The organism is Pseudomonas syringae (assembly GCF_000737245.1).
GTDB lineage: Bacteria > Pseudomonadota > Gammaproteobacteria > Pseudomonadales > Pseudomonadaceae > Aquipseudomonas > Aquipseudomonas syringae_J.
This window is the reverse complement of sequence record NZ_JPQU01000030.1, coordinates 1-19,347: the sequence shown is the minus strand read 5'-3', so window position 1 is coordinate 19,347 and position 19,347 is coordinate 1. Positions and strand designations below refer to the sequence as shown.

Annotated in this window: 17 protein-coding genes; 2 read left to right on the top strand and 15 right to left on the bottom strand. The window is 59.1% G+C overall.

Annotation, left to right across the window (positions count from 1 at the left end; all coding sequences use genetic code 11):
- Positions 1-132: 132 nt before the first annotated feature.
- The 10 genes from IV01_RS14920 to IV01_RS14970 form a co-directional block, all read right to left on the bottom strand.
- Positions 133-558: an acyl-CoA thioesterase gene (locus tag IV01_RS14920; RefSeq protein WP_032627995.1), complete on the bottom strand. Its 426-nt coding sequence runs from the start codon at positions 556-558 to the stop codon at positions 133-135.
- On the bottom strand, positions 548-2,095 hold the full coding sequence (locus IV01_RS14925) for an HAL/PAL/TAL family ammonia-lyase (protein WP_032627993.1): 1,548 nt from the start codon (positions 2,093-2,095) through the stop codon (positions 548-550). Before IV01_RS14925 ends, IV01_RS14920 begins: the two co-directional genes overlap by 11 nt.
- Positions 2,076-3,008: a glycosyl transferase gene (locus tag IV01_RS14930; RefSeq protein WP_032627991.1), complete on the bottom strand. Its 933-nt coding sequence runs from the start codon at positions 3,006-3,008 to the stop codon at positions 2,076-2,078. The genes IV01_RS14925 and IV01_RS14930 overlap by 20 nt, the downstream gene beginning before the upstream one ends.
- 124 nt (positions 3,009-3,132) lie before the next feature.
- Positions 3,133-3,867 (bottom strand): glycosyltransferase family 2 protein, encoded by a 735-nt coding sequence (locus tag IV01_RS14935; RefSeq protein ID WP_032627990.1) that lies wholly within the window; start codon positions 3,865-3,867, stop codon positions 3,133-3,135.
- Positions 3,868-4,154: 287 nt separating this feature from the next.
- Positions 4,155-5,840, bottom strand: coding sequence for an AMP-binding protein (locus tag IV01_RS14945; protein ID WP_418903525.1), 1,686 nt, complete (start codon positions 5,838-5,840; stop codon positions 4,155-4,157).
- A 19-nt stretch (positions 5,841-5,859) separates the two neighbouring features.
- Positions 5,860-6,405, bottom strand: a complete 546-nt coding sequence (locus IV01_RS14950) for a membrane protein (protein ID WP_032627984.1) — start codon at positions 6,403-6,405, stop codon at positions 5,860-5,862.
- On the bottom strand, positions 6,402-6,656 hold the full coding sequence (locus IV01_RS14955; protein ID WP_032627983.1) for an acyl carrier protein: 255 nt from the start codon (positions 6,654-6,656) through the stop codon (positions 6,402-6,404). Before IV01_RS14955 ends, IV01_RS14950 begins: the two co-directional genes overlap by 4 nt.
- Before the next feature lie 9 nt (positions 6,657-6,665).
- Positions 6,666-6,926, bottom strand: a complete 261-nt coding sequence (locus tag IV01_RS14960) for a phosphopantetheine-binding protein (protein WP_032627982.1) — start codon at positions 6,924-6,926, stop codon at positions 6,666-6,668.
- Positions 6,907-7,713 carry a lysophospholipid acyltransferase family protein gene (locus IV01_RS14965; protein WP_032627981.1) on the bottom strand — a complete coding sequence of 269 codons (807 nt, stop codon included), beginning with the start codon at positions 7,711-7,713 and terminating at the stop codon, positions 6,907-6,909. Before IV01_RS14965 ends, IV01_RS14960 begins: the two co-directional genes overlap by 20 nt.
- Positions 7,689-8,408 (bottom strand): beta-ketoacyl synthase chain length factor, encoded by a 720-nt coding sequence (locus IV01_RS14970; RefSeq protein ID WP_032627979.1) that lies wholly within the window; start codon positions 8,406-8,408, stop codon positions 7,689-7,691. The genes IV01_RS14965 and IV01_RS14970 overlap by 25 nt, the downstream gene beginning before the upstream one ends.
- Before the next feature lie 295 nt (positions 8,409-8,703).
- Here IV01_RS14970 and IV01_RS14975 point away from each other — a divergent pair, with 295 nt between their 5' ends.
- Positions 8,704-9,483: a ParA family protein gene (locus IV01_RS14975; RefSeq protein WP_032627977.1), complete on the top strand. Its 780-nt coding sequence runs from the start codon at positions 8,704-8,706 to the stop codon at positions 9,481-9,483.
- Between the two features lie 163 nt (positions 9,484-9,646).
- Here IV01_RS14975 and IV01_RS14980 read toward each other — a convergent pair whose 3' ends face one another.
- Both IV01_RS14980 and trxC read right to left on the bottom strand, forming a co-directional pair.
- Positions 9,647-10,009, bottom strand: coding sequence for a PAAR domain-containing protein (locus IV01_RS14980; protein ID WP_032627976.1), 363 nt, complete (start codon positions 10,007-10,009; stop codon positions 9,647-9,649).
- 111 nt (positions 10,010-10,120) lie between these two features.
- Complete coding sequence (gene trxC, locus IV01_RS14985; protein WP_032627975.1) at positions 10,121-10,555, bottom strand: thioredoxin TrxC; 435 nt, start codon at positions 10,553-10,555, stop codon at positions 10,121-10,123.
- Between the two features lie 623 nt (positions 10,556-11,178).
- On the opposite strand from trxC, the gene IV01_RS25890 reads away from it, so the two are divergent.
- Positions 11,179-12,240, top strand: coding sequence for a hypothetical protein (locus IV01_RS25890; protein WP_050507442.1), 1,062 nt, complete (start codon positions 11,179-11,181; stop codon positions 12,238-12,240).
- On the opposite strand, the gene selO is transcribed toward IV01_RS25890, so the two are convergent.
- The 3 genes from selO to IV01_RS15000 all read right to left on the bottom strand — a co-directional run bounded on the left by selO (position 12,179) and on the right by IV01_RS15000 (position 18,999).
- Entirely contained in the window at positions 12,179-13,642 is a 1,464-nt protein-coding gene (gene selO / locus IV01_RS14990; protein WP_032627974.1) for a protein adenylyltransferase SelO, read from the bottom strand. The genes IV01_RS25890 and selO overlap by 62 nt on opposite strands.
- Positions 13,643-13,843: 201 nt before the next feature.
- Positions 13,844-17,221 carry a mechanosensitive channel MscK gene (gene mscK / locus IV01_RS14995; protein ID WP_032627972.1) on the bottom strand — a complete coding sequence of 1,126 codons (3,378 nt, stop codon included), beginning with the start codon at positions 17,219-17,221 and terminating at the stop codon, positions 13,844-13,846.
- Between the two features lie 35 nt (positions 17,222-17,256).
- The gene (locus tag IV01_RS15000) at positions 17,257-18,999 is read right to left on the bottom strand and encodes a potassium/proton antiporter (protein ID WP_032627971.1); all 1,743 of its coding nucleotides are present in this window, start codon (positions 18,997-18,999) and stop codon (positions 17,257-17,259) included.
- Between the last annotated feature and the right edge of the window lie 348 nt (positions 19,000-19,347).

The following is a 19,347-nucleotide window of genomic DNA, read 5'->3' as shown; positions in this document are numbered from 1 at the left end:
CTGGAATGATATCTCTGTGGGAGCGGTGCTTGCCCGCGATGAGGTTTGACGCGGCAGACCTGACATCTGCGGTGCCCGTATCGCGGGCAAGCCTCGCTCCCACAGGACTGCGGTTATCCGTGGCATCTCGATTCATTCCAACACCCGCTCAACCGCTTCGGTAAAGACTTTTGGCGAGGCCAGTTGCATCTCGCGGGTTTCGATATCCACGGCCACCTGGACCGAGCTGGCGCGGGTCATGCGCTCGCCGGTTTCGGCGTCGCTGATCAGGTAATTGATTTTCAAACGGCTCTCCCACTCCACCAGACTGGCGCGTACGCTAAGACGCTGGCCGAACACCGCGCCGCGCACGTAACGAAGCTGGATGTCGATCACTGGCCAGCCGTAGCCGGACTCGAGCATCTGTGTGTAGTTGTGGCCGATGTGGTCCAGCAGCGCGCAGCGGGCAACTTCCAGGTATTTGATGTAATGGCCATGCCAGACGACATTCATCGAATCGACGTCGAAAAACGGCACCAGCACTTCGGTATCAACGTGAAGTACGCCTTTACTGCGCATGCAACCTCCAATGGCGATCAGCGATACGTTGAAGGCACAGACGCAATTCGGCTTCCAGTGCCCGGTCTTCAATCACCGGCGGGAAATCTGCAGCCAATTGCTCGTGCATGGCGGCCAGTGCTGGAGGCAACGGACGGGCGTCCGCAGCCTTGCTGCGCAGCCAGACGCCCTGATTGGCGGCAATCAACGTGGCGGCGGCAACTTGCTCGGTCAGTTCCAGAACGCGAATGGCATCCCGGGCCGCGATAGTGCCCATGCTGACCTTGTCCTGATTGTGGCACTCGGTAGAACGTGAAAAAACGCTGGCTGGCATAGTGTTTTTCAGGGCTTCGGCAGTCCAGGCGCTGGTGCCGATCTGGACCGCCTTGAAGCCATGATTGATCATCGCCCGATCAGCGGGCGCGCCGGACAGGTTGCTCGGCAATCCGTGGTTGTAACGCTCGTCCACCAACAAAGCCAACTGGCGATCCAACAGGTCGGCGACGTTGGCCACCAGGGTTTTCAGGCTGTCCATGGCAAAGGCGATATGCCCGCCGTAGAAGTGCCCGCCGTGCAGCACGCGCTCGGCTTCAGCGTCGATGATCGGGTTGTCGTTGGCGCTGTTCAGTTCGATTTCTATGAACGAGCGCAGCCAGTTCAGGCTGTCTGCCAGCACGCCGAGTACGTGAGGCGCGCAGCGCAGGGAGTAGCGATCCTGCAAGCGATGCAGCGGCGCGGTCGGCGCATCGATGGCCAGATCCTTACGCAGCCAGGCCGCGACCTGCATCTGCCCAGGATGCGGTTTTGCCGCGAACAGACGCTCGTCGAAATGCTCCGGATTCCCCTGCAACGCAACCACATTCATCGCCGTGATGCGCGTCGCCAGTTGCAGCAGGTAATCGGCGCGAGCGAAGGCCAGGCAGGCAAGACCGGTCATCACCGCTGTGCCGTTCATCAGCGCCAGGGCTTCTTTGGGACGCAAGACCAGCGGGTCCCAACCCAGTTCGCGATGCACGTCGCTGGCCTGGCGGCGTTCGCCACGGAACATCACTTCGCGCTCGCCGGACAAGGTGGCGGCGACGTAAGACAGCGGCGTCAGATCGCCACTGGCACCCACTGAGCCTTCTTCCGGGATCAGCGGCAATACGTCCTGATCAATGAACGCCTGCAGGCGCTCCAGCAGCTCAATGCGCACCCCGGAAACCCCGTGGCACAGCGACTGCAAGCGCGCGGCGAGCACGGCGCGGGTTGCCTGGGCATCCAGCAGTTTGCCCAACCCGCAGCCGTGGAAGGTATACAAATGACGCGGCAAGGCTTCGACGTGTTGCAACGGCACCGCTACCACGCAGGAGTCGCCGTAACCCGTGGTGACGCCGTAGATCACGCCTTCCTTGTCCAACAGCGAATCGAGAAACTGCGCGCCCTTGGCGATGCGCTGGCGATAGGCGCTGTCGCTTTGCAGAGCAGTAGCGACCTGGCGATTTGCCAGGGCCAGTACGTCTTCGATCTGCAACGCGCGCTCGCCGAAAGTAACCGGCTCAGGAACTTGATTCGTCATCGGACTTCCAGAATGGGTAGAAATTGAACCACTGCTGCGGAGCTTGCAGGCAGTAGTGGCCGAGGCGGTCGGCATAGCGCTGGGCGCAGTGGGCAATGACTTGCTGCCGATCGCTGCGACGCCATTCGATGGCGTCGGCGAAGGGTTCCAGCGTCACTTGATAACCGCTTGGGCGTTTGAGGCAGAAAATCAGATTGATCGGGCACTTCAACAGCCCGGCCAGCAGCCACGGACCTTGCGGGAACGCGGCCTGGGCGCCGAGAAAATCGACCCGCGCGTTGCGCCCGCCGTGCAGCGCAACTCGGTCGCCAGCAATGGCCAGCCATTCGCCGTCATCCAGCCGCTGGCTCAGTTGCAGCATGACCGCCGGGTCCAGCTCGCTGACCTGAATCAGCCGCAGGTTGGTCGCGCCCGCTTCGCCCAGCAGACGGTTGAAGCGCTCGGCGTGCTTGGTGTGGACCAGCACGTTCATGGTGACTTTTTCACCGAGTTCTGCCAGTGCGCGACAGACTTCCAGATTGCCCAGATGAGCGCCGACCAGCATCTGCCCGCGTCCGCTGCGGAGTTGTTTGCGTAACAGTGCCGGATCGACGATTTCGATCTGCTCCAGGCGCAGCTTGCCGTTCCACACATCGAGCTTGTCCAGCAGCGAATCGGCGAAGGCCATGAACTGGCCGAACACACTTTTATGGGTGGGCATCAGCTCTGGCCTGGCGCTGGCTTCGGACAAACGACGTTGGTACTCCCAGGCACTCTTGCGCGCACTTCGGCCGAACAGGAAAAAATACAGCACGATGCCATGCAGCACCGGACTGAGGACCCGCCGCCCCAGATGACGCACGCCCCAGGCGGTGAGCTTCATCAACAGGAAACTGCCGCGCTCTTCGTGTTTGGCCCAGTGTTTGTCATTCATCGAGGGACTTCTCGGTAGGAGCGCGCTTGCCCGCGATGCGTTGTGTCAGCGAAAAAATGCATTGCCTGACCTGACGCCACCGCGGGCAAGCGCGCTCCTACAGGGGTTGCGGAAAACATAATGTTCATGGCAACCACCGCCGCCAGAGGATCAGCGGCAAGCGCGCGAGCATGCCGAAGAACAGCTTGGTATGCATTTTCGAGATCAGCGCGTTGTCGTGGAACATTCTGAAGTGCGAGAGGCCATCCTGAGGGTAATGCACCTTGGTTGGCAGCCAGTGCATAGGCTGGTTGCGCCATGACAGGCGCACGAGGATTTCCGAGTCGAAGTCCATGCGTTTGCCGATCTGCACGCTATCGATCAAACGCAGGACCGGGGCCAGCGGGTAGACCCGAAAGCCGCACATGGAATCCTTGATCTGTAACGACAGGCTGTTGACCCAGACCCAGAAATGCGTGAGATAGCGCGCATACAAACGACCTTTGGGCACGCTGGCATCGTATTGCGGATAACCGCAGATTAAAGCCTCGGGTTGCTTTCGTGAGGTGTCGATAAACAGCCCCAGATCTCCCAGATCATGCTGTCCATCGGCATCCACTTGCAGGGCATGGCTGAAGCCCAGCCGGTGAGCCTCTCTGAATCCCGCCATCACCGCGCCGCCTTTGCCTTGATTGACCGGCAAGGTAACCAGGTAGATTTCATCCGCCTCGGCCAGTTGCCGCAGCACCGCCGCGCACGCCGGGCTGCTGGCGTCGTCCACCAGTACACAAGGCAAGCCCGCCGCCCGCACCGCTTGGACGACCGCAGGTACCGCCAGTTCGTGATCGAAGACCGGGATGATTGCGCAGGGGTTATGCATGGCAGGAGCCCTGTTTGCAGATCATTGACAGTGGTGAAACCGGTGTGGGAGCGAATTCATTCGCGAAGGGGATCGACTTGAAAAGCAGCTGCGCCTGACACACCGCTTTCGCGAATGAATTCGCTCCCACAAGGTTGCTCATATGAAAGATGGCCGCGTGGCACACCTGACTTCTGTAGGAGCGAGCTTGCTCGCGATGGCGGCGTTTCTGCCTGCAGAGAAGTTCAGCCTGTCCCGGCCCTATCGCGAGCAAGCTCGCTCCTACAGGTACTGCGCTGTGCTTGAGATCAATCACCAGCCACCTCCAGCAATATCCGGCCACTGGAGCAGGGCGCGTTGCCGTTGCGGAAGGCGAAGTACAGCTTGCCGCGTTCGGCGTCGAAACGCAGGCTCAGGCTGATCCGGTCGCCGGGGCGTACCAGTTGCTGGAACTTGATGACTTCCATACCGGCAAATTTGACCGGTAGCGCCAACAGACGCTTGCCGATTGCCAATGCCCAGTCGACCTGAACCACGCCTGGCAATACCGGGACTTTCGGAAAATGGCCGCTGAAGTACGCCAGATCAGGTGGCACGCTCAGCTCCAGATGCCACTCCCCGTCAATGTGTTGTTGCCCGAGCACTTCCGGCTCTTGCCCGCGAGGGTTGAGCAGCAGTGCCTGCACATCGGCTTGTGGCAGCTTGCCCTGAGCGTTGAGTGGTAACTGCCGCACTATGCGCCAGCGACGTGGCAGGGCGATGGCTTCACAGTGGCCGCTCAGGTGCTTGCGCAAGGTCTCGGTCAGCGTGCGTCGGCCCTGATTGCGCAAGGCATGCAGGCCGCTGTCGCTGAGCACCAGCAGCGCACCCAGTGAGGCGCGGTTTTCCTGCACCACCCCGAGACGCGCTTCGCTGACCCATTCATGCGCCGCCAGTGCTTGCTCCAGCAGCGGCAGGGAAATGCGTTTTTCTTCCAGTTTCACCACCCGGTCCAGCCTGCCGAGCAGCTCGAAGCGGCCGTCAGCACTCATACGGATGGCGTCGGCAGTCTGTTCGATGTGGCCGGCTGGCATGTAAGGCGAACTGATCCGCAGCGCTCCGTCGGCGTCCTGCCCCAGTTCAACGCCTGCGAAGGCTTGCCAGAGGTTCTCACCCTGACGCCAGGCGATCCCGCCGGTCTCGGAGCTGCCGAGAATTTCGGTGGGCCATTGCCCCAGTCTTTGCTGGAGAGTGCTGGCTGCCTCAGTCGGCAATGCGCCGCCAGATGAGAATACCCGCCGAACCTGGCTCAGGTAGGGCCAGTCGAGGTTGTCGCCCATGCGCTTGAGCAGTGCCGGGCTGGCAACCCAAGCGAAGGCCGGATGTTCGCGGCTGGCACGTTGCAGGTCTTCCGGGAAAGGCAGTTGTCTACGCACGAAGCTGCGTCCGGCACTCAGGGGCCACAACACGCGGAACAACAGGCCATAGATATGCTGCGTCGCGACGCTGCCAATGATGCAGGCTGCCCCCAGTTCCTGGCCCCAAAGGTCTTCCAGGGCCTGGACTTCGTTGGCCAGCTGACGCAGACGTTTTTCGATCAGCTTGGGTTCACCGCTGGAGCCGGAGGTACACAGGCTCAGGCTGCATGCGTCCAGATCCAGCAGGGCTGGCGGCAGTGGATCGGCGAGCAGCTCGTGCAGCTTGCCGTCGTCCGGCTGGTCGGTCAGCCACCAGTCCACATGTCCGGACCAGCGCTCGCGGGTCTGGGCTTGCAAGTCGGCGGGCAGGAGAACGCTGACGCCCGCTCGCCACGCAGCAAACAGGGCAACCGCCAGCTCGCCCGCATCTTCGAGGTGCAAGGCCAGGCGCTTGATCCCGCGCGTCTGCAGTCCGGCCGCGATGCTCAGGGCCTGGGTGCAGAATTGCTCATGGTTGAGCTCGGGTGCCTGGGTCAGCGCGCGGCCTGGCTGCAGGTTGAGCAACAAACGCTCAGGGTCAATCCAGTCAACAACCATCTGGTTCATGCATTCCATTTCATGCCGCGCCTCTGACTCGGCGGCGGACCAGCCATTCGCCTGCAAACAGCAGGCCCATCAATCCGTAAGAAATCAGCCCGGTATACAGCGCCCACCAAGTGAGCGGAGCCCAAAGTGTCAGGGCTGCGGCCATGAATCCGTTGGCCAGGAAGAAGCAGCACCAGACCTTGGTGACCTGCCGGGTATAGCGAATCGCGACCTCAGGCAGAACCGGCTCGCGGATGCGGGCCAGGCGTTCGACGATGGGCGGACCATAGATCAGGCTCAAGCCAAACAGGCTGAGCATCGAGGCGCTGATCAGTACCGGGTACCAGCGCAGAAGCTCTGGACTGTCGAACAGCCCCAAAAGCACGCAGAAACCCAGAGCAATCAAGGCCGTGGTCAATGTGCCAGGGCGCTTCGCGGCGGTCACCGCACGTCCCAGCCATAAAGCCCCCAAAAGCAATGCGAACTGCCAGGGTGCAAAGTGGCCGCTGCCGTAATACACCGCGAACGGGTACAGCACGCCGGCTAGCAACAGACTCAGGCCAATCAGCCGCTTCATGCGGCGGTGTTGACCAGACGGTATACCGCCTCGACGACATCATTGACGGTGCGTACCGATTTGAACTCTTCGGCGGCGATCTTCTTGCCGGTTTTGCGTTTGATGTGGTCGATCAGGTCTACCGCATCGATGCTGTCAATTTCCAGGTCCTGATAAAGGTTGGCCTGCAGAGTGACTCGTTCAGGTTCAAGTTCGAACAACTCAACCAGCGCCAGGCGCAGGGTTTCGAAGATGTCTTCACGGGTTTGCATGTCCAGTCCTCAGGCCGCTTGCCGAGCGCTGACGAAGGCCGCAAGGCTGTCTACGCTGGTGAAATGATTGCGGGTGTCCTTGGCGTCGGCGTCGATCTTGATGCCATAACGTTTCTGGATGGCCAGACCCAGTTCCAGGGCGTCGACCGAATCCAGGCCAAGGCCTTCGCCGAACAGGATCTGATCGTTGCCGATGTCATGGGTGCTGATGTCTTCGAGGCCCAGGGCGTCGATGATCAGCTGTTTGATGTCACTGTGTAGATCGCTCATCTAAGGCGAGCTCCCTGATGAAATAGTGGTGCAGGTGATCGTTGAGCTTGCGCGACGCAATGGGCGCCGGCCCAAGCTCAGCAAAGGTGTATGGATCTATATCGGCACCGACACGCAAACTGAAGTGCACGCGCTTGAACGGGATGCGATACCAGGGCTCGGCCTTGGTCAGTGTTGTCGGGCTGACTTGGATGACGACCGGCGTGATCACCGAGGCACCACGCAATGCAATCGCAGCCGCACCACGATGCAATTGCGGGGCGCAACCGGGTTGGGTGCGGGTGCCTTCGGGGAAGACGATCAGGGTCTGGCCTTCACGCAGGGCGTCGGCGGCCATGTCGAGCATCTCGGCGCTGCCGTCGTTGCTGATGTAGGCGGTGGAGCGCACCGGGCCACAGGTGAACGGGTTCTGCCAGAGGCTGTGCTTGACCACGCAATTGGCGTCGCGCACCAGCCCGATCAGAAACACCACGTCGATCAGCGATGGGTGGTTGGCGATGATCATCTGTCCGGGCCGTCCCAGCCGCTCGGCACCCTCGATCTTGTAAGTCAGGACGCCGCTGCGTGCCATGCACTGGATGAAAAACCAGAACAGACGGCTGATGGTGCGTCGGGCCTGATCGCGTTTGTGAGTCGCATTCCCGGGCAGGCAGCGCAGCAACGGAAAGTAGAACAAACGCAGGCACAACCCACCCAGCCCGAACAGGGCAAAACACATTGCGGTGGCCAGTAGACGCCAGTAGTAGGCGTCGCGCCTTTTGTTCAAGGACTGCGTTGCCAATTCCATAACCGGTTTTTCCAAGGGTGTTCGCAGGCGCTCTGGGCGGTGTTCAATATTCGCAGCAAGTTCAGGGCATGTGGCCATTGGGCGCGGGCCAAGGTTTCGCCGCCAGGTTTCAATGACAGCTGCCAATCCGTACCGGGTGTCAGCAGCAGGCCCACGGCGTACGGGAATGGAACGTCGTCAATCCAGTCGCAGTAGGCTTGTGGCGGTTGCTCTTCGGTCACGATCACCAGCACCGCAGGCGCGCCCTCGGCGAGCAGCGCGGCGGCTTCGAACACGCCATGCTCAAGGCCGTCACCGGCGGCTGCCAGTGCAGTCATTTCGCTGGTTTCACCGCGCAGGATCGACCACAGGCCGATCACGGCGTTATGCACCGAGAGGCTGAACTGGGTTGGTGAAAGGGGCTCGTTGGCGGCCACGTCGCAGAGGATTTCAAAGGTGCGCGGTGTTTCTCCGTGGCGCGAGACGAAGACCAGCGGCAGCCGTGCATGACCTTCAGCCAGTGGCCAGCCCACCGCAAAGGCCATGCGTGCCAGGCGTCCGAGACGACGGCGCTGCATGGCCGGCAGGAACGACACGTCCGGCGCCTCATCGCTGTTCTGCACAGGAGTCGGATGCTGGCTCCAATGCTGCCAATCTTCGACGTTCGTCAGACCGGGAGCCCAGGCGCGCCATTGTGCGATGTTGAACGTGATCAAGAGTTAACTTCCCGCCCCTGCGGGCTACTGCTATTACGACATCTCGGTGATATTGCGAGCCATCATCCGTGTTTCATCAGGTGTCGGGCATTATCCCGGTGAGGGTGAATAGTAGCAATTTGTAAAAAAGAAAAATGTCCGTGGATACTGCCTCTTTGGTCGGAATTGTTACCTATTGCGCTCGGAATGCCCCACCTGAACAGGTAAGCACTCGCCCTTGTCATGTGCTTTGCATAGACTCCAGAGCCTCTATGTTTTTTAACCAACTGTTTTCAGGCACCAAGGAGGTCATTACATGCGTCGGGTGGTATTCAATCAGAAGGGCGGTGTGGGGAAATCCAGCATTGCCTGCAATCTGGCAGCGGTCAGTGCCCATGAAGGGTATCGGACGCTGTTGGTCGACCTCGATGCTCAGGCGAATTCGACCCATTACCTCACGGGGCTGACCGGCGATGACATCCCCATGGGTATCGCCGATTTTTTCAAGCAGACCCTGTCGTCCGGTCCGTTTTCCAAGAAAAACCAGGTCGACATTTATGAGACTCCGTTCGACAACCTTCACGTGGTGACCGCCACTGCCGAGTTGGCCGACCTGCAGCCCAAGCTTGAGGCCAAGCACAAGATCAACAAGCTCAGGAAGTTGCTGGATGAACTGGATGGCGACTACGAGCGGATTTATCTCGATACGCCTCCGGCCCTGAATTTCTATGCGGTTTCGGCGTTGATCGCGGCAGATCGTGTGCTTATTCCCTTTGACTGCGACAGTTTTTCCCGGCAGGCGCTGTATGGTCTGATCAAGGAAGTCGAAGAGCTCAAGGAAGATCACAATGAGAAGCTGGAAGTCGAAGGCATCATCGTCAATCAGTTTCAGCCGCGGGCGAGCCTGCCTCAGCAGATCCTCGACGAATTGATCGCCGAGGGTTTGCCGGTACTGCCGGTTTACCTGAATGCTTCGGTAAAAATGCGCGAGTCCCACCAGGCCTGCATGCCGCTGATCTACCTGGAGCCGCGACACAAGCTGACTCAGCAGTTTGTTGAACTGCACCATATGCTGGAAACCAATGCGCAGGTTTGAGTTGATTGAACCGCTGCGCTGGGCCTGGATTCGCAGCACAGGTGTAATCTCGATATTGGCGAGATGTCGTGGGACCCGCTTCAGCCGGGGAGAGGCCTGAGCGGTCACTGATAATGGATCGTCAGAAATGCCGCTTTCCCGGCTAAAGCCGGTCCCACGTCGGCTAACCAGCCTTGCGAGCCTGAGTCATTTTCTCAGCTCTCAACTTTGCCTCAGTCGCCATATCTGGCGGAATTTCAATAGCCGCATCCATATCAGCCGCATGGCTTTGTTGGCTGGCGATCAAGGTGTGAGTCCCACGGTCGCAGTCGCACTGCACCTCATGGCCATGGGTCGCAACGGCAACATATTCGTCAATAAAGGTCGGGTTGCCCTGGGCGATGTAACCGACCTTTTCACAGGCGGGGCACCACACGGGGTCGCCCATCCGCGCGAGTCTGCGCTCTTCAATCAGCTGAGTGCCCGAGGCAGATATCACAAAACCGCCGGTGCTGGTCGGATCGCCTTCCCTGACTGCGTATGCCATGACTTGTACTTCCCTTGATGCTCATCGGAAAGCACAGCGTAGGGGGATAAGGCCCGGGTGTGGCGCCCCAAGTGCTGAATAGGACATGTCCTACAGTAAAAGTCTAAAGAGCTATATCCCCTGACTTTTCAGCCACGCCAGCAGCTGTTGCAGCGGGAACGCGCCACTCTGGCGGGCGACTTCCTTGCCGTCCCGGAACAGGATCAGGCTCGGGATTGAGCGAATACCCAACTGGCCCGACAGCTGCTGATTGGCTTCGCTGTCCAGTTTGGCGAGCCGACAGCGCCCGGCCAACTGTGCGGCGGCCTGTTCGAACACCGGCGCAAAAGATTTGCACGGCCCACACCATTCAGCCCAGACATCCACCAGCAACGGCAGATCGCCCTTGATCTGACTGGCGTAATCACCTTGGCCCAATTCGAACGGCTTGCTCAGCAAGACCGGCTGCTTGCAGCGCCCACATTTGGGCTGATCACCCAGCCGCTCGGCTGGAATTCGGTTAAGCCCGTTGCAGTGCGGGCAGGGAATCAGCATGGCTTCGCTCATGAGGCCTCCAGTGAAGTGAGTTGGGGGGATTGTACTGCGCAACGGATGTTGGCTGTTCACCACTTTCATAACCCTAATTGAACGGCGTTTTGTAATACATCCCTTAGTAAACCTGGCGCAGCGCTGTCTTGCAGCGAATATAGACCCTGTAGGAGCGCGCTTGCCCGCGATAGCGGTGGTTCAGTTGAAAAATCAGTGCCTGATCCAACGCCATCGCGGGCAAGCGCGCTCCTACAGGGGGTAGTGGTGTTAGATAGATATATATTTAGTTCTGTAGAAATTGATGTTCTTGTAGGGCGCTTCTTACAACTGAAAACGATGTTTCTGAAAATGAATTTATTTGAGGTCGTGATTTGCCCGGAAATGCTGGGTGAAACCTGAATTCTATCCCTTCGGATAGTTGTGGGTGATTTTGTGGTTGGTTATATTTTTTTCAGGTTTCAATGGAAGACAAAACAAAATTTATATAGGTATATCGAATGAAGCTGAGCTACGCCACTCATGCTTAGGTGGTTGAGCTTAAGCTGAGGTAATGGATATCTAATTATTCAGATAACAGTGCGGTGCTGAGTGTTCTGGCGTGTTGCACTGTTATTAAGTGATTATTCCAGGAGGTTGTAACAATGCGTGATGTCAGTTTTTCTGGTTGCACTGCTGTTGCTATAAGCACTATTAACGCGCGTATCGAAGAGCGATACTCGGCGACTGAATTGAAAAAAACAACACAAGCGGCAGCGGTTAAGACCGATACGGCCAGCGTATCCACACTTTCCCGTCAACTCGGCGAAAGTGCCATTCGCGCCGAGGCCCGTGACAAAAGCATGACTCGCCAGCAGCTGGGTGAGTTTGCAACTTCATCGATTGCCTACTTCTCGCCTGAATCCAGCAGTGCGAAAAAAGCCCTTCACGACGCGGAAATCCCGAAAACCGATGACCCCGAGCTGCTTGAGCGAGCCCGGCAAGCGACGATTTACGTCAATAAGGCCGCTGCCCAGGATCCCACTGCCAAAAACCCATTCGCAGGGCTTACCCGCGAACAGGCTGCACTGATTGCTTATGACGACAAGGGGCCTTATACAGCCAACGAAAGGTGCGCTGCCTTGCGGCATGGCAATAATCTGGAAGAGCAATGGCGAGCTGGTTTAATGGCTCGGGGCTGGCAGGAGTCCAATAGTAATGGTGGTCGAGCACCCAAGTTCATGACTGAATGCCTCGACCACTACAGAGCTTTGCCAGCCATTGAGCAAGCGCGCTATGACGAAGGCTACGAAGGACGGCTTCTTACCAGTATCAAAGAGCATGGAGGTCCGGCGAAGCCTACCGAGCGGAATCTGAACTTATATGAAATTCTGGCCGGAATTGAGCAGCCCGGAAAGAAAAAAGAAGAGCAGACCGCTGTCGCGAAACAACCCCAGAGCGCAAGCAAAGTCATCAAGGATGAAAAGGCTCCTGCTCCTGCCTCTGCCCCCCTCAACGCCAAGCAAGACGAATTCCGCATCCTGAGCCTATTCGAAATCCTTGCCGGGCATCGCTACCCGGATACCAAGGATGCCAAGAAGCAGCCAGACAACGCTGCAAAACTTGCTGCCTCGCAGACTGATCCCATCGCACCCAAACCAACACCTACGACGAACAGCTTATCTCCAGGTGCTTCCCCCACTCCGGCGGACGCTCGGCGTAGCTAGCCATGCCTGGTTGTTCGGTGAATGGATTGCAGAGCACTTTGTGCAGGCGGCGGACTTCTTCGTAGTCGCCGTCTTCTGCGGCATCGATGGCTTTTTGCGCGAGATAGTTGCGCAGTACATACAGCGGATTGACAGCATGCATGCGGGTCTGGCGTTGCGCTTGGCTGCCGTTGTCTTCCCTGGCGATTCGCGCCAGGTAGTCTGCGCCCCAGGCATCAAAGCCTTTGATGTCGACGAAGTCATCGCGCAACCGGCTTAGTGCATCCGCCGCCGTGGCATCGCCGAGGCGGCGGAAGAACAAGGTGTAATCCACACCGCTGTTCTGCATGAGTTTGAGCAGGCCGCTCAGTAGTTTTTCGTCGTCTTCTTCGGCGCTGGTCAGGCCCAGACGGCGGCGCATCAAGTCCAGGTAATGGGTTTGGTAAAGGGGCAGGAACAGGCCGATGGTTTCCCGTAGCGCCTCGACGCTGATGAACGGCGTCAATGCCTGAGCCAGCGCGCTGAGGTTCCACTGCGCAATCGGCACCTGATTGCTGAAGGAATAACGGCCTTCGTGGTCGGAGTGGTTGCAGATGAAGTTCTGGTCGAAATCGTCAAGGAACGCGAACGGCCCGAAGTCAAAGGTGATACCCAGAATCGACATGTTGTCGGTGTTCATGACCCCATGACAAAAACCATAAGCCTGCCATTTGGCGACCAGTTCGGCGTTGCGCTCGACGATTTCCCGGAACATCGCCAGGTAGGGTTCGTCCTGCTCAAGGCACTCGGGGAAATGCATGGCCAGCACGTGCTCGCCCAGTTCCTTCAATTGTTCAGGCTGCTTGGTGTAGTAGAAATATTCGAAGCTGCCAAAGCGCACGTGGCTTTGCGCCAGGCGCAGGACCATCGCGGCGCGCTCCTGTTTCTCTCGCCACACTGGAGTGCTGGAGCCGATGACGCAGGCGGCGCGGCTGCTGGGGATGCCCAGCGCGAACAAGGCTTCGGACGCGAGAAACTCGCGGATCGACGAGCGTAGTACGGCGCGACCATCGCCCATCCGCGAATACGGGGTTTGTCCGGCGCCCTTCAGATGCAGGTCCCAATGTTCCCCGGCACCGTTGTAAACCTCGCCCAGTAACAGGCCTCGGCCATCGCCCAGGCGCGGGTTGTACGAGCCGAACTGGTGACCGGAATAGACCATTGCCCGGGGATCGGCGTCTGCCCAGAGTTTATGGCCGCTGAAGATTTCGGCGAACAGGGGGAGTTCGGCTTGGGTGGGATCCAGGTCGAGCAGCGCCAGGGCCGCATCGCTGGACACCACCAGGCGCGGTTCGGCGATGGGCTCGGGCAAGACCGAAGTAGAGAACGCATCGCCAAGGCGGGCGAAACGGTTGTCGAAGGTCAGTTCGTCGAGGGCTTTCAAGGGCCATCTCCAGCAGAATGTCCGAGCATTCTGCTGGGTTACCTGTGGTAGGTCAAAAAAGCGCGATGGCGGGTGGCACACAGTTCCTGTGGGAGCGGTGCTTGCCCGCGATAAGAGCACCGCAATTCTAAACCGAACCGCGTCTAGCCTTATCGCGGGCAAGCACCGCTCCCACAGGTTCAGCATCCCAGGTCCACTGTGTTAATCCAACCGCAACTCCGGCGGCTCGGGCGCATCTTTAGGTGCTGGCTTGATCGGCTGGTCAGGTTCGAGCTTCAGCGGCCCGCTTGCCTTGGGCTCTTCGTCCGTAGGCACCAGTTTGTATTCCTGGCCGTGCAGGTTCTTGAGGTAAACCTCCATCTGCCGGAACGAGATGTTGATGTGCTGCTTCTTGAATTCTTTATTGATGAAGCGGTTGATCTCGTCGAGCACCGGGTTTCGGTCGCCCAGGTCGCGCACGTGCATGCGCAGCTCGTGGTCCAGCGTGCTTTCACCGAAGTTGAGGAAGTAGACGATCGGCTCAGGGTCCTTGAGCACTCGCGGGTTATCCCGGGCCGCCTTGAGCAACAGGCTGCGCACCAGATCCAGATCAGAGCCGTAATCCACACCCAGCTTGAGCGTCACTCGGGTGATGGTGTCGGTCAGGGACCAGTTGATCAGTTGTCCGGTGATGAACGTCTTGTTCGGGACAATGATGTCCTTGCGGTCGAAATCGGTGATAGTCGTGGCGCGGATCCGGATCTTGCTGACCGTGCCTGACAGGTTGCCAATGGTGATGGTGTCGCCGATCCGCACCGGGCGTTCGAACAGGATCATGATGCCGGAGATGAAGTTGGCGAAGATTTCCTGCATGCCGAACCCCAGCCCGACCGACAGCGCCGCCACCAGCCACTGCAATTTGTCCCAGCTAACGCCAAGGGCCGACAAGGTCGAAACGAAGCCGATACCGGCAATGGCATATGAAAGCAGGGTCGTGGTCGCATAGGCACTGCCCTGAGCCAGGCTCAAGCGTGATAACACCAGCACTTCCAGCAAGCCAGGCAAGTTGCCGGCGAGCACGAACGTAATGCCGATGATCAGCAGTGCGCCGATCATGTCGCCGAGGCTGATAGGCACCATGCTCATGGTTGCGCCGGTGCCGCTGGTGTATTCGTACAGGGTGATGTTGTCCAGATAGGAGAACACGGTGATCAGGTCCGACCAGATCCAATACAGCGCCCCGACAAAACCGGCCAGCAGCGCCAGACGAATCAGGCGCAAGGACTGCTGATTGACCTGTTCGATGTCCAGAGTCGGTTCTTCGATGGCGATCTCGCCGTCACCGGCTTCCTTGGCCGCCTGGCGCTTGGCCAGCGCACGCTGGTAAGCCAGACGCCGTGCGGCGACGCCCAGGCCACGCACGAAGGCGGCTTCGACCACCAGCCAGAACATCACCAGATACAGCGTGTCGATAAGCCGGTCACTGAGTTTCAGCGCGGTGTAGTAATAGCCAAAACAGACGCCCAGGAACAGGGCCACGGGCAGCGCGGTAAAGGCCAGGCCTAACGCCCTGCGGAATAGCGAGGCGTTGTGATGAGTCGGGCTGGTGAGCAGCAGGCGGGCGAGCAGCCAGGTCATCAGCGCATAACAGGTCAGAACCACACCGATGCCCAGCACGTCGTCAGCCAGTGCTGCCGGCTGATGCTCGGCGACCGCAACGACGGCAACCAACGCCAATACCACCAGCCCCAGACGGCGGATCCAGCCTTGAAGGAATTCGACCTGGGCCTTTTCCCATCGGAAATGCAGTTGAGCGACGCCGCCCGGCGCCAATATCCGGTACGCGGTATAGAACACCAGCCAGGCCAGGCCGATCTGCAGTAAGGCTTCGCCGAGGTTGGCGTTTTGCCCGCGAGCATCGATCTGCAGCGCGTAGCCACATAAAGCGAGGGCCAGCGCCACCGGCACGGCCAGCAGCACGTTGATCAGAATCGCCAGTGGCGTCTGCCACTGGCTGTCACGTTTGAAATGGCCGATGTCGGCGTGCAGCTTGTTGAGCTTGCTGTAGAGCGCCTTGCGTTTCCAGGTCAGTACACCGATCAGCAACAGCAAGGGCAGGAACAACAGCGGGCGCTGGGTCAGGCCATCGCTCAGTTCGCTGGCACTTGAGGCCAGCGGCAGGGTGGCGACCTGTTTTTCCAGGCGCGGCCAGATGCCCTGGAACCATTCGAGATCCAGCGGCTTGTTGCTGGGGATCCAGAACATCTGTTCATCAAGGGTGGAACGCAGGCTGCTAGCGGTGCTCACCAACTGCTTCTGGTTGAGCTGCAGAGTGATGGATTCATTGAGCAGAGAGCTGAGTTCGCGGTTCAGGCGCTCAAGCAAGTCGCTGCGCGTGACAGCCAGGTCCAGCAAGGTTTTACGCAATTGCGGGGTGATGTCTTCCGGCGGCTGAGTCGCCAACAGTTTCTCCACATAGGCAACCGGGCTGCTCATCTGCTCGCGCTGCTGATTGACCTCGAACTGATACAGGCGAATGTCGGCAATTTCGTCAGCCAGGCCTTTATCCAGTTGCAGGTGGGGCAGCGACTGCTTTTGTTTGTAGAGAATCTTCGATAGCAACAGGCTGCCGCGCAGCACGTTGATCTGTTCGTCCAGTGCCTGATCGCTCTGAGTCAGGTTATCCAGCTGCTGCTTGGTCTTGAGGTTCTGTTGCGTCAGTTCGTTGAGCCGATCAGTGCCGCGCAGCAGGTAGTCGGAGAGCTTGAGGTTGGCGGCGCTTTCGGTGGCCAGAAGACTGCTGCTGCCGGCTTTCTGCGCTTCAAGCGACAGCTGCGTGACGGTCTGCTGGGACTGGGCGCGACGCTTGTCATTGATCAGGGTTTGCAGCTCCTGGATTTCCTGCTCCTGACGGCTGACTTTTTCAACCAGCAAGTCGTGCTGGCTGTTACCCAGATCCTGCAACTGGCTGTTGCCGGCCAGTTCCTGACGGCGCAGAACGGTCAGGGCATTGATCGACGCCAGCTCCGCATTGAGCAGGTTACGTTGATCGGCGCTGACGGTCTTACCGTTGTCCTTGCCCAGCTTGAGAGTGGAGTTGATCTGCTGGACGCGGGTCTGGTTGGCGCTGATCTCGGCTTGAGCCCGTTCCGGACGAGTCTGGGCGGTGATGACCATGCTGCTGGCATCGCTGAGCGCCTTTTGCAGATCACTTTGCTGGGTGCTGCGCTGACTGAGCATTTGCTCCAGCTGCGGCACGTCGAGGCTGCCGTAGCGTTGGGCGACGGGGATGATCCGGGTGCCTTTGAGGCGTGTCAGTTCGCGCTGGTTTTCGTTGATCTGCTTGGACGCTTCGGCCAGCTGATGCTTGAGCGCGGCCAGCTTTTGTTCGTCTTCTTTTTTGCTGGCCAGAAATGTCAGGGTCTGTTCGAGGACCTGCTGCAAGGCTTTTTGATCGGCATCCGGCAGTTTGCGGTCGGCGATTTTGTCCAGGCTCTGCTGGACGGCTTCACTGCTGGGCGGGTCGGCAGCCACAGCAGGGAAAGAAGAAAGGCACAGGCCGATCAGGAGGGCAGCTAACAAAGTACGCAGGGGCAACATAGACACCGGTCGAGCTGATCGAATAGAAGGGCAGTTTAGAGGAACAACCCAGGGCCTGGGCTACTTCCTTCGGGGAATCTGACGCCGACTTTGAGAATCTTGTTCCCCTCCATCACCGCAACTGTCCAAATAGTTCCATTCCATTCAATCTGGTCACCCACAACCGGTGCGCCGCGATTTTTCTGCACGATGAACTGGCTCAGCGGAATGTTGCCGTTCTGGCCATCCAGCTTGAGTCCGTACAGCGCTGCCACCGCACCCAGCTGGGCGTCGCCTTCCAGCACGAAATCACCAAAGAAGCGCAGATCCAGACCCCGTTGCGGCGCCTGGCTGAACAGTTTGCCCAGTGCTGGAAGATCATGTTCATGGCCTATCACGCACAGCAGGTCACCGACTTCCAGCGTGGTACTACCCGACGGGTGGAGCAGTTGCTGACCACGGAACAAGGCAGCGATACGCGTCCCTGCGGGCATTTTCAGTTCGCGCAGTGCGGCACCGATACACCATTTCTCGGCGCCCAGGCGATAGACAAACAGCTCCCATTCACTGGTGACATGCACTTCCAGCGGTGCTCGGGAGATCGGTGCCGGCTCAGGCGGAACCGTGACCTTGAGCAACTTGGCGACCCACGGCAGGCTAGTGCCCTGGACCAGCAGCGAAACCAATACGATAAAGAACGCCAGGTTGAAATAAAGCTGCGCGTTGGGCAGGTTTGCCATCAGCGGGAACACCGCCAGAATGATCGGCACAGCGCCGCGCAGTCCAACCCAGGCGATGAAAGCTTTTTCACGGGTATGGAATGCCTTGAACGGCAGCAGCCCCACCAGTACCGACAGCGGCCGGGCGAAGAGAATCATCCACAGCGCCAGACCCAGCGCCGGGATCGCAATCGGCAGCAGGTCGTGAGGTGTAACCAAAAGGCCCAGCACCAAAAACATACCGATCTGCGCCAGCCAGGCCATGCCATCGAGCATGTGCAAAATACCGTGGCGGCTGCGGATTGGACGGTTGCCCATCACCAGACCGCACAGGTAAACCGCCAGAAAACCGCTACCGTGGATGGCGTTGGTCAGGGCAAACACCGCCAGACCGCCGGCGATCACGAGAATCGGGTACAGGCCGGTGGCCAGATTGATGCGGTTGACCAACTGCAGCATGATCCAGCCGCCGCCAAGGCCAATGATGCCGCCAATCCCGAACTCGCGGATCAGATGGCCCAGCAGGTTCCATTCCAGAGAGGTCTGGCCGCTGGCGAGCATGTTGATCAGGGTCACGGTGAGGAACACCGCCATTGGGTCGTTACTGCCGGATTCGATTTCCAGGCTGGCGGTCACCCGCTCGTTCAGGCCTTTGCCGCCCAGCAGGGAGAACACTGCTGCGGCGTCCGTCGAGCCGACAATTGCTCCGATCAGCAGGCCTTGAATGATATTCAGATTGAACAGCCAGGCCGCGGCCATGCCAGTCAGGCCCGTGGTAATAAGCACGCCAACGGTGGCCAGCGATAAGGCTGGCCACAGTGCCACCCGGAAGCTTGAAACCCGCGTGCGCAGGCCGCCGTCGAGCAGAATCACGGCCAGCGCGAGGTTGCCCACCAGATAAGCGGTGGCGTAGTTGTCAAAAATGATCCCGCCGCCGTCCACGCCCGCCACCATGCCGACGGCCAGGATGATCACCAGAATCGGAATGCCCAGACGTGACGAAAGCGAACTGACCAGAATGCTTGCACCCACCAGCAACGCGCCGATCAAGAACAGGCTGTTGATGGTCGTAGCATCCAAGGGCGGTACTCCAGACAGAAAAACGAATAAAAAGAGGGGTGTACGTAATGACCATGCAGTCAGCGTGCCAAGGGATTCTAACCTGTTGAATTGGTTGGCTGTCAAAGCATTGCTGTTGATTGCCTGAACAGGGTTGTTTATTGCGGTGTGAGGCCCTTTAGGTGGGGCGTGTCCCAAGGTCTGTGGGAGATTCTATGTTTGCTCGCAAGCGAATTTGACGACGTGGGACCGTTTAGCCGGGAAGGCGGCATTTAAAACGATAAATATCGGGTGGATGTACTGGCCTCTTCCCGGCTAAAGCCAGTCCCACGTCGTCGCGCCAATACTGAGATCACTCCTGTGGGAGCG